Consider the following 17,170-nt stretch of genomic DNA (forward strand, 5'->3'; position numbering starts at 1 on the left):
CTACAAATCTATTTTATTATTAAAAATGAGATCAATTTAAAATCCTCACTTCCCTTAAACTTTTCCTTCATTACACTTGTACCTCCTGATTTAAATAAGCTCAGTACTTCTTTCTCATCTTCAGTTTCTAAAATTGTTGAAATAGATTTCTTGAGCAATTCTGAATAGGCAGACATATTGTGATATTCATCAGTTTCTACATTTAGCTTCTCGCATAGTGAAGTTATAGGTTCTTTAATTCCTTTGCTTAACATTCGAATAGCATCGAGGATTTTCTTTGAATCAATATGATTGAATAAAAGCTTTCCTTCATTGTTGATATAAACCAAATAGAAAGGATGTAATCGGTTTAATTTATTAATATTAATACTTTCGTTGATATTCTTTAAAACATAAATTACTCCAGATTTTAAGGTTTCAGTTGATTGAACAACAGCGTGAATACCTTCAGGAATATCCACCATTTCGCCATATTCTTTAATAAAATTAGATAAATCTATCCTAAAATCATTAAGTCCTAAATCGGTAATATCAATTCCCTCTCGCAGGTCTTCCAAATCTGTTACCTCATCTTGTAATTTTTGCAATTGAATTTTACGATATTCTAAATCTTTTTGATTTTCTTTCAAGATGTTATCGTCTGCTGTACTGGCCATATCAGAAATTAGCATCCTATCTTCTACACGTTGCTTCAAATTGATATAATTATCCAAAGTCATATCAGGCCAGAAATTGACCAAGGTTATAGCGTCATTTTTAGAGCCTATACGGTCAATCCTCCCAAAACGCTGGATAATACGAACTGGATTCCAGTGTATATCATAGTTAATAAGATAATCGCAATCTTGCAGATTTTGCCCTTCGGAAATACAATCTGTTGCAATTAAAATATCGATCTCTTCATTGATTGTCGGAAATAATAATTCTTTATCCTTCGATACCGGGGAAAAACAACTCAGAAGCGTATTTAATTCTGTAGGGATGGTTTTAGCAGTCGTAACTCTTCTAGAACCTGAAATCAAAGCAGTATTGATTCTGAATTTATCTTTAAAAAGTGTACTTAAATTTTTGTATAAATAATCAGCAGTATCAGCAAATGCAGTGAAAACAATTACTTTCCTATTGTTTTGGTTAAATGGTTTTTCAATCTTATTGGTAATATTTTTTATAATGGTTTGAAGTTTGTAATCCACTTCAGGTGTAATTGTATTTACTTTTTTTAGAAGTTCATTGAGTGTTTGTAAGTCCTCTTCTAAATCTTCTTTCCATTGTCTTCGATCAATATCAGCCAAGTGAACCTTTACCTTTTTTCCAAAAACATTTTCTTCATCGCCCCAATTAGAATCCCAATCAAAATTTTCATCCTGGGTATCAAATTGCGGACTAATAAGGTCGTCCAATCCTTCTTTTGACAAAGCCTTTATGGTTTGTTCTATCTGATTCACAAGACCATTGGTTGTAATTCTAAAAGAATCAATAGAGCTTTCAATACGTTTGAGCATATTGATACGCATCAAAATCTTTAAGCTTTTTTCTCGGTCAATTTGTGTAAGTTTTGCTCCTTTGGTCTTTTTGTCATATCGTTCCTCATATTTTGGCAATTGACTTGGCAAGATATATTTTAGCGGGGTATAAACAGAAAGATTTAAACGGCTTAATAGTTCAGCTACTTCTACATAAGTCAACGATTGATCTTCTGTTAAGGGACATTCAATTGAAACAGGCTTATTTCGCTTTGGAAATTTACCAATGTCGCTGGTATCATAATAGGTAGTAATATGTTTTCGAGAACGCGCTATGGTCAAGGAATCTAAAATTTCGAAGAAATCAAAATCCAACATATCCAATAATTTCTCTGTGGTTCTATCAGACAAATCCATTTTTGTCCAATCGTTGAATGCTTTTTGAGTCCTTTTAAAAATCCTGTCGATTCCTAAAGCTGTATCTAATTTTTCATCTATCAACTCAGAATCGCCTTCATACGCCAATGCCAATTGATTTTTCAGATCATTGAACTTATTATTTACTGGGGTAGCTGAAAGCATCAGCACTTTGGTTTCAATACCTTCGCGCATTACTTTTCTTAACAAGGCCTGATAACGGTTTTCTTTTTCCGAATAGGTTAGTCCTGCATTGCGGAAATTATGCGACTCATCTATCACAACCAAACTATATGCACCCCAATTTACATTTGCCAGATTTCGACCGTTGCTATTTCCCGTTTCACGAGATAAATCGGTATGGAACAGCACATCATACCTCAGGCGGTCTTTTGCTAAAATGTTATTTTTATCATTATGACGGTAGGTATTCCAGTTGGCTTCCAGCTTTTTGGGACACAAAACAAGTACGTCTTTGTTACGCATTTCATAATATTTAATCACTCCCAATGCGGAAAAAGTTTTTCCTAGCCCAACACTGTCTGCCAAAATACAGCCTTTGTATTTTTCAAGTTTGTTGATAGCACCAATGACGGCATCTTTCTGAAAATTAAAAAGCTTGTTCCAAACCACCGAATCTTTAAAACCAACTTTATCATCTGGCAAGTTATCAAAAGTCAGATCATCTAAAAAGTCACTGAAGATGTTATAAAGTGTGATGAAATAAATGAATTCCGGACTGTTGTCTTTAAAGGCTTTCTCAAAATAGTCCTGCACTTTTTTAGTGACTTCTTCCAAATCTTCTTTATTTTCCCAAATCTGGTTAAACCAATCCAGATACTCTTGGCTGTTTGGGAAATCTGTTTTTTGAATCAATGTTGGAAATCCTTTTTTGGGAGTAACACCCAAATCAGCAGTCGTAAAACTATTTACATTGGTCCAGGAAAAATCTGATCCATCATTTTGGGTGTGGATCATTCCGGGAATTGGATAACCAGCCTGCTTATTAGATTTAAAAGTTACTTTTTCTTTTACCCATTTGCTGCACTCTTGGGCAATGGCTCTTTGGGTCAATTGATTTCTCAAACGCAATTCAAACTCACCTCCACACAAATCGGCTTCTTTAAACAAATGCGGAATGAAAAACTTCGGAACTTCCTTTTTCAGATTTTCCTGTAAGAAAGTTGGCGAAGTAAAAATAAAACGCAGTTCATCCACGTGTTGCAATTCTTTTCGCAGAGCCTCAAAAGCATAGATCGAAAACGAAGAAGCCGCAATTGAAAGTTTGCTTTTCTTTTTGATGCTTTCTTTTAAGTCATCTATGAGACGATTGTTGATGTTGTCAATGAGTTTCATTTGCAAATAAAGTTTCTATTATCTTAATAAATTCACCAAAAGGAATTCCCTTTTTCCAAATACTTCTGTTAATATAAACAGTTTCTGTTTTATTATCTAAGTTTACTTTGATATCTTCATTTTGTAATAAACTTATCAAGCCCTCATCCCAATTTTTAATTTTATCTCCGATCTGTGTTCCAATATCTGTAACAAACATTGCATGTTCAATAAAATACTCTGGACTTATTTCAATATCATCATTAGGTCTTGTCATGACACATAAAGCATAATTTTCCTTTTGTTCAACAGCAGTTCTACCTTGAAGTATAGACATTCTCACAATTTCTTTACCTTCAATCACATTTTTAATCTCTATTGAATAATTATTAGTTTTTAGTATAAGTTCAAAATCTTTTCCAACATCTGGATTTGAAAGTTCAATGTTCAGTTCTAAACCTTCAAATACACTTTTGAATGCAACTTCCGCTGATGTGCCAATTTGCTTCCATCTTACTCTTTGATCACGTAATTTTATAAGTTCATTTGCCTTATGAAGTAACTCCGCAGTTCCCAATTCGTTTGCTACATGAGCAAGATTTTGCATTTCTGTTGTGGTCAGGTTTATCTTAGCTAGTTCAGTAATATCTTCCATAGATTTACCAGATTCTTTTAAAGCCATTATTTGCTTACTAAAGCCATCTCCTAAAGAAATTACATATAACATATTTCTTTTTGAAGCAAATGTTTTTAAGTAAAATGAAGCGTCTGAATGTTTTTCAAACCAGCTATTAATTTCTAAAAAAACCTGATGTAGCTCACCATCTTTCGAAACTTTTGTTTGAATATTAACATCAAGAAATAAGTTATCTATTTTATCAGTGATAATTGAAACTGAAGCTTTTCTATAGTTTAAAATATTTAACTTATTGGAAATCAAAAAGGATTTCACAGAAAACTGACAATTATCTTTAACGATACTCTTTAAGGTTTCATCAAAATATCTGGAGTCATCCTCTTTGAATATAGATTCTGAATCAGCTACAAAATTACCGTCCTGTACAGGAATAATTTTATATTTAGTCAAAAACCCTTTAATATCATCTCTTGATTGACTTATATAATTTATAAATTTATTTAACCAATTATACGCAGAATCTTCATCTTGGAAATAGGTAGAATTAAATGAGTTTAATGTTACTTCCTTCTCAATCAACCAGCATAAATATTTTGCTGTCCATAATTCTGCGGGATAATGATAGTTTTCATAGTCTATTGAAATTATTTTCTTTTCATTTATTTTTTCAGGAATTAGTTCTTTTATTATATCTAACCAGTTTTCTCTTTTTGTCGCCCTGTCAGTCTTAAACAGTGAATTGATGTGTAGAATCGCTTTAATCTTTTCGTCGGTCGCATCTTCAATTTTAAGTGGACTAATAACATCTGAATTAAGTGATTTATAAAAATCAGGTAAATTAAATTCTTTAATATCATTTATTTTGCCTAATCGTTTATTTAAAAACTCATCATCTAAATCTTTTCCAAGTTGCTTTGAAACAAACTTTATTTCATCATCAATCTCCGGATATTGAGAAACATCAAGTCTAGTTTTAAACTCATTTTTTTCATTTAGATAAATGGGATAAGATTCTCCTAATTTTGAATTCTTACTTTCTAAAAAATGATAAACTTTTTTTAGTTTTCGATACGTTTCCGGATTTGTCAAGTCGATAGAATTAGGTAAACCTTCAAGCAATTGCTCTAATGAAATTGTAACTTCATCATTCCAATTATGATACTCTTGATTGATAATTTTATTCCAGTCGTTTAAGCTTTCGGAAGATGGAACTTTATTTGGCATTAATTCCTCTAATAATTCAAAAAAGTCTCCGTCAGTCGCTAAGTCAATTATTGGAAATCTAATTTCTTTAATTGGACTGAAATTTCCGTTTGCATTTTTAACAATAGCTTTTTCTGATATTAAGCTTCTAATTGGCATCTGTATATTTTCTAAATACCAATCTTCATTATGATATTTCTCTATAAATTCAGGTAATCCAGATAGCGCTAAGTGATGTAAATTATTACAGTTTGATTCAATTAAAATCGAAATAAACTTCAAATACTCATCAATAAATTCTTTCAGATGGCGACGGTTATTATCAGCTGTCGAATCTGCAGTTTTCTCATCCTCTTTTTTTGTTCTGATACCATCTCGTTCTTCTGTTGGCTTGAATTTTTTATGCTGTACAAAAACAGGTAAATGGAAGTTTTCAGAACCAATTAGCGGAAACTCTTTGTACAATACTGACTTGCCATAAATACTTTCTAAACTATATCTTCCATTATGATTGATAACAGGAAGTCCAAAAATTATAGATTCTAATTCTTTGTATAAAATACCAGAATTATTTCCGATCTCAATGTAATCTAATCCATCTATAGAGCTTTGGATAGGATTAATTTGAAAAACATTCTTTACTCCATCTCTAATAATTGTTACGGAGTTGATATGTTTTTTCTCCTTTTTATTTATTAAAAGTACAAATGGAATATTTTTTTCCAATTCTTCCAATCCGCTGATCGCATATTTTTTTGAGGAAATGGATAAGGAATATGTAAACGAGTGAAACAGATCGCTTATATGTTGTGAAGGATTCTCTGCAATTTTATCAATTTGTTGAAATGCATTGTATAAAGACTTCCTCATTTCCTCTAAAGCCTCAGATTCGTCTAATGCTGCAGCAGTTCTATCAATATCTAGTGAAAATCTCCGAAAAGAAAGATCTTCTCCTCTATGTACACCGTTTATCACTATTTTTCTACTTAAAATATGAGTAGTAACAAAGCCGGTACCGTATTTACCAGTCGTTCCATCATCACCACCTAATGATTTTGTTGATGTTTTATATAATATTGCTAACAGATGTTCGGTTTCGAAAGGTGTTCCATTGTGTGAAAAAATAATTTGATTATCCCTAAGTTCATATATAACGTCAACACCATTTTCAGCAGCAACATCTTTAGCATTTTGAAGTAATTCCCATACCCACCTTGATTTTTTGTTTTCAGGAAATGTGTTTAGTTTATCAATGTCATGAATGATATCTCTAGCCTCACTATCACTACGCTGTAATTCTCTTTTTCTTTGAGCTTCTGTTATTTTCTCCAAGTTATTAGTTTTAGTTTTTTTATTTAAATATGCTACTAGCTTCAGTTTTACATATCATTCTTAAACCATCAAGTTTATCTGCAAAAATGTTATATCTCTTTGTCCGTTTGTCTAAATCTAAAGTTGGTTTCAAAAATTTAATCACTTCTTCCTCCAAATTGCGCAACTTTGAATAAGAAATTGAATCTTGATCTTTCCAATATCCAACTATCAAATTTTCAGTCATCCAATCTGTCAAAAGTTGCTCTCCGTCTGAATTGAACTTATAGTTTAAAATTTCCTTCTTGCTATTTGTTCCATTTCGAGAAAATGCTGTTAGATTAAATTCTTGTTTTAATATTGCTCCAATTGACCTTCTTAAAGTTGAAATTCCTGTTTTCGTATTCCTAAAATGAGTTCCTAAATCCCTTTTCTTCAAGCTCTGCTTTGCAATGCCGACATAAAGTACTTGGTTTGATGTCTCAAATTCATTCAAATTAGATTTTTCTTTTAACATAAAGGCATAAATCCCGGGACAAGTCGGATATTCAATATGTTCATTTATACCTTTAGCAGTTTCATTAATAGATTTAATAATTATATCCAGCATTTTGAATCACAAGAATTATATCACCCTCATCTCCGTCCCACCGCTCAACTGCTTCAGTAACTGCTTCACATTCTCCTTTGCCGTATCATCTTTAAAACCTTTATCTCTAAAAACAATACGCAAGGGTTTTTCTTTGGCAATTTCTTTGGCAAAAGCTTCATCAATACCATCATCAAAGCAGCAGTACAGAGAATCTCCGGCTACAGCATAAACTTCTTTACCCGAAATGGTTTTGCGTTCAATAGGCAAGGAAAGCGGCAATCCCCAATCGAGCATTACCTGAGTGAGCAAATCTTCTGCGGTGCGACCTTCTTTTACATTGTCTGCAAAAAGGTCTAGCGTACCTTGGTTATAATCTTGCGGTTTGTAATACACATCCTGCATATTGGAAGAATCTAAGCGGTATACACGGAAACCATAATCCTGCGCATCTTTAAAATCTGAAAACAGACCGTCTTTTTTGGCCTTTTCTATTTTCTCTTCTTTTATTTTATTGGCTGCACGACGAATTCTTTCTTTGCCTATTTCGCAAATGTTTTTATAATCAGCTTTATAGGCTTCACCTTTTTCATCGGTGGCTTCGGGTAGCTGTACCATAATGTATTTGCGCTTTCCATTTTCTGCTGAATTCAAATCTAGAATAGCTTCAGCTGACGTTGCAGACCCACTAAAAAAATCTAATACTGTAAAATCATTCCCTTCATTCATAGATGTGAGGTACTTTATAAGACCAACTGGCTTTGGATAATCAAATAGAATACCTTCTGTTTTTAATTTTGCACTTGTACTTTGAGTATTTCCAACAGAACTTATTACAGATATTACGTGACTTTGATGTTCACTTCGCTTTTTAATAACTTCAATAGCTCCTGTTTTTGTTAATACAAATCTTGTTATTTGTCCTTTAGCATCTAAAATTGACTCAAAATTATTATTAATATACTCTTGCACTAATGCTTTTGAACTCCAACCGCTTTCAACAACCGCTTCTTTTATAAGTTTACTCTCGGAAATTTCAGCATCATTTAAATATCTTGGCCAACAATTATCTCTAGCGTCAATTACTCCATTATCAAAATCAGCGGGAAACCCAATTGGTAAAGTAATAGTACTTATTGGATTTGCAGCGCCATTTTTTACAATCGTATTCCTTATTTCCTCACTGTAAAGTTTGCTATCTCTTTTAATACTGGGATCAATTGTTGGGGGAGATGGGAAAGAAGAGATAAATTTACAATAAGCTAATATGTACTCGTGACAGTATTTAACCTTTGCTTGGTTATCAAAATTGCCGTCTGTTTTCCAGATGAATTGACTAAGTAAATTTTCTTCACCAAAAATTTCATCACATATCTTTCTTAAATTATGAACCTCATCATCACCAATAGAAATAAATAAAATACCATCTTCTGTCAAAAGATTCCTTGCCAGTTTTAATCTTGGGTACATCATAGAAAGCCAATCAGAATGGTAACGTCCGTTGGTTTCGGGGTTGGCTACTAAACGTTGGTTGTATTCGTCTTTTTGTCCGCTTTCAAAAAGTTCTTCTTCGCCAGCTTTGGTAAAATTGTCTTTATATACAAAGTCTTTCCCAGTGTTATAGGGCGGGTCTATGTATATCATTTTTATCTTGTTCAGGTAGCTTTCTTGCAAGAGTTTTAGCACTTCTAGGTTGTCACCTTCTATATAGATGTTTTCGGTGGTATCAAAATCTACAGAATCTTCCCGCACCGGTCGCAAGGTGTTATTGGTTGGTAAATTGGCGGTAACAATAGATTCGCGTTTTCCCGGCCATTCCAGTCGGTAGCGTTCTTTGTTGCCTTCTACTATTTCGGTAGAGAGTTCCTGTTTCAGCAAATCAAAATCTATCTTTTTACCTTCTGCAGTTTCGGTAAGGCAATTGGGGAAAAGGGTAGCGATTTTTTCTATATTCAGGCTGATTATATCGGTAGATTGTAGGTCTAAATTATCTTTCATCTTGGTTTATTTTAATTGGGCAATATCTAGGAGTTTACTGTAAGTGGTAATGACATCAAATTTCACTTCGCCATTACTGATGGTTTTAAAGTGTTCCTGTGCACAATGTATTTTTAATTGTTCAATTCCTCTCAGGTCATTTACGTTTTCAGAACCTTTTGTTTCGGCTACAAAATAGATGTGTTTTACTTTTTCGTTATCCAAAACAATTGCCCAGTCGGGACTGTAATTGGCGACAGGTGTTGCAATGTAAAATCCTTTGGGTAATTTTGCGTAAACTACTACCTCAACGGCTTGCTCCAAATTTTTGGTAAAATCTCTTTCTATTTTAGAATCCGTTTCCAGGAAATCATAGATATGTTTTTGCAGAATTTCTTCTGTACGCAATACATTTCTTGCATTAGTAAAAACGGTTTTTGCATCAAATGATTCTTGGGTTTTGTGATACGCAATATTGTTGATGATTAACGAGGCTTTGGTTTCATTGATCAGCTTGGCACATTTGGCAATGAACTCTTCCGGATTTTTTCTCAATAGGAAGAATTTCTCTTGGTGTATTTTTTTAAGAATAGCAACGATGGTCGTTCTTTTCAAATTGGTCAATGCTTCTATTTCTCCAACAATATCATAAGCTACTTCAGTATAAAGGTCAGAAGATAGTTTCTTAGGATCAGTTTTTGTTACGTTGAAAGCAGTGCCGTCTTTCAAATCTTCTTTAGAAACCTCACGCATTTCACCTGTTTTGATTTCATATTGTCGTTCAGAAATATGCAAGTCAGCATTGATACGGATTTTACTGTCATCAATCAGTTTATCCGTGTCAAATTTCACTTCATAAACGGTTTTTAGGCTAATCTTTTTCCACAGTTCCTGAAATTCCTTTTTTGCAAAATTGGTGTTAACTGTAAGCGAAACGACGTCATTTGCATTTTCAGGCTTGACACCTTCTCCATTGTAAACAGACTCCAATAATTGACTCACAGCAGAAGCATAAGCAACTAAATACTCAGGAACAGGAACTGCATTTTTTTCAATGAGTTTCTTTCCTTCATCTGTAATTTTATCGTCTTCATCCAGAATATCGTGTTTGTACAAAAACTTGTTCAGCTTTTTAGCATCTTCCTCTGTCAAACGAATCGTATCTCCAAATTCATTACTAAGTATTTTTCCTAAGAAGAATTTGGTATCTGCTTTTACAGGACGGTCTTTCAGTGATTTTGCAATTTCTGTCTGCAATCCTTTCGCAAAATCTTCATAACTCTCAGAAGCAATAACCGTCAAAACATTAATGTCATGAACTTGTTCACCCACTTGTTCAAAATCTTGGCGAACGCCATTTTTATCCACACACAAACGCATACCACGGCCTACTTCTTGTCTTCTTCGGGTTTGGCTTCCACCGTCTGCATTTTTCAAAGCACAAATCTGGAAAACATTAGGATTATCCCATCCTTCCTTCAATGCCGAATGCGAAAAGATAAAACGAGTTGGTTCTTCAAAACTCAACAAACGTTCTTTATCTTTCATAATCAAATCGTAAGCAGAAACATCATCAGAATCTTCACTGCCACGCTTGATGCTGGGGTCAACAGGTTTCCCTTTTTTATCTATAGAAAAATAGCCATTATGTACACGGTCGGCATCATCACGCTGTAAATAATTCAAATAGCTTCCTGGGGCATATACCTTGGAAGTTTTGTTTACATCGGTTTCAATCACATAATCTGTATATTCCTGATGAAAGAGGTCAACAAAATCGTTGATAGCATTTTTATATTCTTCTTCAAAAATTTGAGAATATTCGCCCAAAACTTCTTGACCCATTTCATCATACTTTCGGTACTTTTCAACAGAGTCAATGAAGAATAAAGAAAGTACTTTTATACCTTTATCAAACAATGCTTTTTCTTTCAGAAGATGTGAAAGAATAGTTTCTCTGATTTGAATTCTGCGAAAGACCAATTCGTCTTGATCATTAATAATATCTCCAGGATAAATATCTTGGCCATTAACTATAATTTTGTTTAGATAACCATTGACTTCAGTTACCAGACAATTTTTATACGCAGGTAAGTTTCCTGATATTTCATACAAATCGGTTCCTTGCGCAATTTTTTCACGAACACGCTTCAAGCCATTGCTGGAGCGTTTTTCATATTCTAAATAAGCCAAAGGTGGTTTGTTGGCACTAAGGCTAATATATTCCAGATACAAATATCCGGTCGTTCCTGTAGAGCCTTTTAGATTAATTCCTTTGACTTGAATTTTCTTAACAAGTTTTTTATTGTACGCATCAAGTGCATCCAATCGGTAAATTTTATTGTACTCTTCAGCGTGTGTAGCTGAATATCGCAAAGTAAAAAGAGGTTGAAAATCCTCCATACTTTTTAAAGTAACAGAACCTTCTTTACCTACAGACTGAGGTTCGTCAATAATGATGATAGGTCTGGTTTGAGCAATGATATCAATTGGTCGTCTTGAACCAAAGTGATCCAATTCCTGATGAATACGTCTTGCATCAGCCCCTCTAGCGGCAAAAGCCTGAGTATTGATGACCATCACGCTGATTCGTCCGTCAGATGCAAAAGTTTCAATATCCTGCGGACGTGAAGAATTATATATAAACGGACTGATTTTATGTCCATAAATTTCCTGAAAGTGATCTTGCGTCAGTTCAAAAGTTTTGAAAACCCCTTCTCTGATGGCAATACTTGGAACGATAATAATAAACTTGCTCCAGCCATATTTTTTATTCAATTCATACATTGTACGGACGTAGGTGTAAGTTTTACCCGTTCCTGTTTCCATTTCAATCGTAAAATTGTAGCCAATATTTGCCCCTTTTACAGTATCAATTTTTTGATTTTCAATCAGGTAATGTTCACGCTGTACGCCAACGATATTTTCAAAAACTTGAGAAGCTGTAATTTGGATAGCACTATTACGATAACCTATAAGTTCTTCAACATCATATTCTAATGTTGCAAGACCTTTTGCTTGTTCTCTGGCTTTTCGTAAAATCTCTGCTGTTTTCTCGAGCGTAAATCGATTTGTTTTCAGAGTCTGCCCTTCAAAACACTTTACCACACCTTTTACAGCTTCAATCTGAAAATCCTGCTCTTTAAATTGTAATTTCATTAATATAGGCAATTAATTTTTGATATGTTTTTAAAAATCGAACTGAGTGTAGCTAACTGGTTGTGACTGCTATACTATTTTGTCATTTAGATATACCAGTACATCCCGCTATTGTTGATCTTTTTTAAACATGGTAAATATAAGAAAATAGGTTGCGAAGCTTACTACTTTAGAATCTAAATTTAATTAGGTTTATGAAATCGTTCTTACAAATATAAAATATGTTTATTGTCATTCTTTACGTTTTTTCGTATTTAATAATTTCAACGAGCTTGTGTCAGTAATTTGTTTTTCAAATTCCTTAATGATAGGTTTGTAATCACTGATTTTTATGTGAATACATTTAATATCGCAACTGCAGACTGATGAAAGATCTAAATATTCTGTTTTCTTGATTACATCTATTTTCATATTGCAGATTAGTTAGTTGCGAATATGTATCTTTTTGGAAGCAAAAATTACGGATTTCCGTACTGTAGCAAAAATCAACTTTTAATATTAAAAACAAGTCCGTATAAACACCTGATTTTAGATTCTAAGGAAAGTCAAACAGGTGCAATGTTAAACTTTTTAATTTAATACCATATATTTTCGTTTTATACAAACCAAAATTAGCATAGTCAGTAATAAATTTTAAAAATAAAATGTTCTAAATAACAACAAAAATAAAAAAGCCTTATTTTTCGGGGTATAAAAAAAGCACCCAAATCGGTGCTTTTTTGCTTTATTAAGAATTTACGGAAGGATCAGAATTATTCTGAAGCAGGTTCTTCGCCGATCGGCTGGCCTGCTGTTTTCTTCATCAGAATGTAAAAATCCCTTAAATGCCACCATGCCGGGCACCGATCTATCGGGCCGTTAAAATTTTTGATGGTGGTATAACAGCTGTTGAGGAAAACCTGAGTGTCGGTAATCTTCGCCCATTGGGTCCACACTACTTCCTTCGGCGGCGGATTGTTCTCAAAATATCGTTTTATTTCTTCATGATTCATAGGGAAAAATTAATTAAAAAACCAGAACAGCACAAGGGTATGAAAGATGAAAACGCCCTTAAAGGGCGCCTTCATCTGCAAAAGAGTAATAGGTCTCGGGTGTTACGATCAGGTGGTCGAGCAGTGGAATATCCAGCAGTTTTCCCGCTTCCCGGATTTTTCGGGTCATATTTCTGTCGGCCTCGGAAGGTGATGTTTTTCCTGATGGATGGTTGTGGGTGATGATGATCCCGACGGCGGCGGCTTTAAGGGCTGCCGCGAAAAGCAGGCGCATATCAACCACAGTTCCCGAGATGCCTCCTGAGGAAACCTCGTAGATTCCCAGAACCCTGTTGGACTGGCTGAGCAGCAGCACTTTGAACTGCTCAAAGAATTCTATTTTGCCGGGATCCCAGCTGTCAAGCAGTATGCGGTAAGCATCTCTGGAAGAAGTGATACACGGTCTTTCAGTGCTTTTTACTTTGGTTTTATAGATCAGTTCTATTTCTGATACTTTCTGCCATTCTGTGTTTTGATGTTGATTTTTCATAATTGCTGTAGTTTTAAGATTAATTACAGCACCGCTGCCCGGGCAGGGACGAGCGAACGCAGAAAGCAACGCAATAAAGCAGGAGTGCAGCCCTGCATTTATGGGGGAATTTTTTGCGGAGAACCGAAGGACGTGCCCGAACTTTGTGATGAAATTGACTTAACATTCCACAATAGCCCCTAAGCCGGGACTGCTCCGTGAACCTTAAAGTGTCTGCGTGCCAAAAAAAATACCGCAGTGTAAAATCTGCGGTATCAATAGTAAAATGGTTTAAGCAGGAGCAGTCTGCTTTTTCTGCTTTTTCAACCGCCCGGCAATCTCAGGCAGGTTTTTATTTATAATCCTAAGAATCCTGCTGTGATATTTAGTGGCTTTATTGCGAAGTCCCCTGCACTGGATAATTTCCATTCTTGAAAGGGACACTTCAATGGTTTCCACGGGTCTGTTTTCAATCTGCGCTGAAAGGATTAAGGAATCCTTCTTTTTATAATACTCATTGGTAAATACGCAGTGGTGGAGCGTGTCGCCCTCATAGAGAAAATCCTGCACACGGTCAAGGACTTTTACGGTAAGGTCATTATCGGTAAAAGAAAGTCCGAAGAACTGTTTTTTATCATTTTCATAAATCGGCTCTGCTTTCTGTATTTCAGCACGCATCTGCGCAAGATGCTTTCTGCGCTGTATGTCCCTTTTTTTGGCAACAAGCCTGTCATGCGCCTGGTCTAAATTTTCAGGGCAGACAAGAGCAGGGGAGCTGAGGTCTTTTTTAAACCATCGGAGCAGGGCAATATAATCCTCCCAAATTTTGATGTCCTGAATCTGATAACGCTGTTTAAGGCAGGTTTTTACTGCCTGCCAGTTTTCACGCAGATGCTGTTCATGGGAGGTGAGATAATGCTTGAGCAGAGAGGTCTGCGAACTTTTAAAAAGGGTTTCTGCAATGGGGTCTTTTAGAAGAGCAGTAAAGAGTATCTGCGGTGCAATGCCGTGCACGGAAGTTTTAAAACCGTTTCTTTTCAAAAGCGGAATCACTTTCATGTGCGTATATACCTTGTAGGGATTAATGCGGTATTTTGGCGAGTTCTGAAAATCCTTTGGACGGATTTCTAAAGGGGAATAGTACTGCCATGCATCATAGGCATTGGAAAAAACATTGGTGCTTCTTGAGATGGTGCGCACTTCCCCTTTTGGATTTATCCAATGCTGCATGACTTCCGTGTGCGAATAGGCGGGAAGAACATTTTTTTTCATGTTTTTATGCGAGCAGATGATGCGCACCACCTGATACCCAGAGCAGGTATCGGTGAGGGCGAAATATTCGATTTCTTTGAAATGCACCTGATTGTGCTGATGCATTTTAAGTTTCCCCTGACAGGCGGTGCAGTTAATATAATTTTTGCAGGACTGGCTTTCGCTGTCAGGCTTCCACGAATGGGTGCATTCCAGACAATGGAACTTTCCCCTTGAGAGCACCGCCCATTTCAGGAAAATATTTTTTTCTGCCCACTGATGCATCTGCGCTGTGATTGGGGCTAGGGAGGTACTTAAGGCGCTGATTTCTTTTTCTATAACTGTTTTGGGTATCATAAGTCAAAGAGTGTTAGGGTTTGTACAGGCTTCACGGGTTGCACTTTTTCTATTTTTTGAACTGTGCTTTGAGATACTGCGGGAGCAGTCGAGAACAAATCAGGTTTTACAGGCGGGCTTACTGCTACTCTGCATTGAACAGGGGCAGGCGTTCCAATCGTGTCGTCTGTGTAGTACTTTACAGCCATGTCAAAGATTTCCTGATTGTCAAAGGCGCATTCCCCTGTTTTTTTGACCTCGCCGAAAATGTAATGGAAACAGCTTTCAAGGTTTTTGCTCTCTTTTTTATAGTCCGCTGAAAAAACGGCATCGTTCTGCGCTTTTTCGCTCAGGTAGCTTTCTATAGCGGTTTTAAATTTATCTGATGCTTTCATAAGGGAAGATTTAAGATTGAAAAGCGTTATTCAAAACTGTTTCTGTAAATGTCAAAACAGTATTCTTCAAAGCAGAGCCAGCATACAAATGTGTAATGGGGCAGTCGGTGGCGGTTTTTGACAGATTCCCCAAGGGAATCTTCAATTTCATATCGGATATTTTCCAAATCATCCAAATGCTGTATATAGAATTTCCTGCAGTCCGAGTTGTAGACAAACTCTGAAATCATCCCGCAGATGCATCCGTTTTTCTGCAGGTCTTCCAAAAAAGATTTTAACTGCTGTTTTTTTGTCCCGTCATAAGATTCCATATTGGAGCGGACTATTTTTTTGAACTGGGCGGATACGGGATATTCTATGTAGACTGATTTTTCAAAGGCTTTCATGGCGTATAAATTTTGATGTGAAACGGTATTATTCCAATTAGAAAGGCAGGTCGTCGGGTTCGTCTTTTGACGCATTTTTCTCTTGAACTGCGGGAACTTCAGCAGTGTTTTCTGCTTTCGGGAAAACCAGTATTTTAATATTACTGGTGTGAAAGGTCAGCGAACCGAGCGCTTTGCCCTCGGCATTATTGTAGACATTCAGACCTATACGCCCGAAGAGTTCAACCACAGTGCCTTTTTTAAGCCACAACGCCATTTTTGAACCCATCCAATAGGAACAGTCGATGTAGGTTACAATCTTTTTAAGCTCGTCAGCCCCTTTTGGCCTGTAGCTGTCGTTTATGGCAATGGAGAAATTTACCACCTCCCTGTCATTTGAAACTTTTGCCGTTACGGCATCTTTTGTAATTCGTCCTGAGATTTCCATGATGTAAAATTTTAAGTGAGTATTTTTTCTGTTTTTCCTCAAGCCCGCATGAAATTTTTCAAAGAAAAAACGGGAAAAAAGAAAGCACAAAATCAAGCGCCCGATCAAGGATCCGGAGTGCTATAAGTCCCGAAGGGCGGCAAGGCCGTTATGCGCATGCAGGAGTCTGCGGGTGCTATTTTCGCGGCTCTTTTAATCCGTTTTTATTGAAAATTTCCTTATCAATCTTTGCAGCAGGCTGAACCCCTATTTCAGACGCCTGTTTTGGGATCGGCATTGAAATATTTTGTAATTTCAGGTAAGAAAAAAGCAATGCAATGGAAAAGCAATATGATCTGGACCGTTTTTTAGAGGCACAGCAACAAACGTATGAGGACGCACTGCACGAGATCAGACAGGGCAGCAAACAGACCCACTGGATGTGGTTTATTTTCCCGCAGCTCAGAGGACTGGGATTCACGGATTATAACATCTTTTACGGCATTGAAAACCTAACGGAAGCCTCACTGTATTTGAATCACCCCATACTGGGAAAACGTCTGGTGGAAATTACGCAGGCAATGCTAAAAATTGAAGATAAAACGGCACTGGAAATTCTGGGCAGGCCAGATGAAAGAAAACTGAAATCCTGCATGACCCTGTTTGCACTTCTGCCTGAAACGCCTGAATTTTTCAGGCAGGTGCTTGAGAAATATTACAATGGAGAGCAGGACGAAAGGACACTGCAGCTTATAAAAGAATCCGGCAACTAAAAAAAAGCATTTCTTTTTTTACTACCTCAAGA

The 17,170-nt window shown here is 35.8% G+C and carries 12 protein-coding genes; 1 reads left to right on the top strand and 11 read right to left on the bottom strand.

Annotation, left to right across the window (positions count from 1 at the left end; all coding sequences use genetic code 11):
* Positions 1-8: 8 nt before the first annotated feature.
* The 11 genes from JC605_RS19970 to JC605_RS20020 all read right to left on the bottom strand — a co-directional run bounded on the left by JC605_RS19970 (position 9) and on the right by JC605_RS20020 (position 16,386).
* Entirely contained in the window at positions 9-3,236 is a 3,228-nt protein-coding gene (locus JC605_RS19970) for a helicase-related protein (protein ID WP_198857864.1), read from the bottom strand.
* Positions 3,223-6,387, bottom strand: coding sequence for a sacsin N-terminal ATP-binding-like domain-containing protein (locus JC605_RS19975; RefSeq protein WP_198857865.1), 3,165 nt, complete (start codon positions 6,385-6,387; stop codon positions 3,223-3,225). Before JC605_RS19975 ends, JC605_RS19970 begins: the two co-directional genes overlap by 14 nt.
* Positions 6,388-6,406: 19 nt before the next feature.
* Entirely contained in the window at positions 6,407-6,976 is a 570-nt protein-coding gene (locus tag JC605_RS19980) for a GIY-YIG nuclease family protein (protein WP_198857866.1), read from the bottom strand.
* A gap of 15 nt (positions 6,977-6,991) precedes the next feature.
* Positions 6,992-8,953: a site-specific DNA-methyltransferase gene (locus JC605_RS19985; protein WP_198857867.1), complete on the bottom strand. Its 1,962-nt coding sequence runs from the start codon at positions 8,951-8,953 to the stop codon at positions 6,992-6,994.
* Between the two features lie 6 nt (positions 8,954-8,959).
* Positions 8,960-12,091: a type III restriction-modification system endonuclease gene (locus tag JC605_RS19990; protein ID WP_198857868.1), complete on the bottom strand. Its 3,132-nt coding sequence runs from the start codon at positions 12,089-12,091 to the stop codon at positions 8,960-8,962.
* A gap of 752 nt (positions 12,092-12,843) precedes the next feature.
* Positions 12,844-13,083, bottom strand: a complete 240-nt coding sequence (locus JC605_RS19995) for a hypothetical protein (protein WP_198857869.1) — start codon at positions 13,081-13,083, stop codon at positions 12,844-12,846.
* Between the two features lie 58 nt (positions 13,084-13,141).
* Complete coding sequence (locus tag JC605_RS20000) at positions 13,142-13,612, bottom strand: RadC family protein (protein ID WP_198857870.1); 471 nt, start codon at positions 13,610-13,612, stop codon at positions 13,142-13,144.
* A gap of 270 nt (positions 13,613-13,882) precedes the next feature.
* On the bottom strand, positions 13,883-15,199 hold the full coding sequence (locus JC605_RS20005; protein WP_198857871.1) for a PcfJ domain-containing protein: 1,317 nt from the start codon (positions 15,197-15,199) through the stop codon (positions 13,883-13,885).
* Positions 15,196-15,573: a Cas9 inhibitor AcrIIA9 family protein gene (locus tag JC605_RS20010; RefSeq protein WP_198857872.1), complete on the bottom strand. Its 378-nt coding sequence runs from the start codon at positions 15,571-15,573 to the stop codon at positions 15,196-15,198. Before JC605_RS20010 ends, JC605_RS20005 begins: the two co-directional genes overlap by 4 nt.
* Before the next feature lie 26 nt (positions 15,574-15,599).
* Entirely contained in the window at positions 15,600-15,959 is a 360-nt protein-coding gene (locus JC605_RS20015) for a hypothetical protein (RefSeq protein WP_198857873.1), read from the bottom strand.
* Positions 15,960-15,996: 37 nt separating this feature from the next.
* A complete protein-coding gene (locus tag JC605_RS20020) occupies positions 15,997-16,386 on the bottom strand; it encodes a single-stranded DNA-binding protein (RefSeq protein WP_198857874.1) in 390 nt (129 codons plus the stop codon).
* Between the two features lie 317 nt (positions 16,387-16,703).
* Here JC605_RS20020 and JC605_RS20025 point away from each other — a divergent pair, with 317 nt between their 5' ends.
* Entirely contained in the window at positions 16,704-17,138 is a 435-nt protein-coding gene (locus JC605_RS20025) for a DUF1810 domain-containing protein (protein ID WP_198857875.1), read from the top strand.
* Positions 17,139-17,170: the final 32 nt, after the last annotated feature.

The sequence above is a fragment of the Flavobacterium sp. IB48 genome (genome assembly GCF_016405855.1).
Lineage (GTDB): Bacteria > Bacteroidota > Bacteroidia > Flavobacteriales > Flavobacteriaceae > Flavobacterium > Flavobacterium ginsengisoli.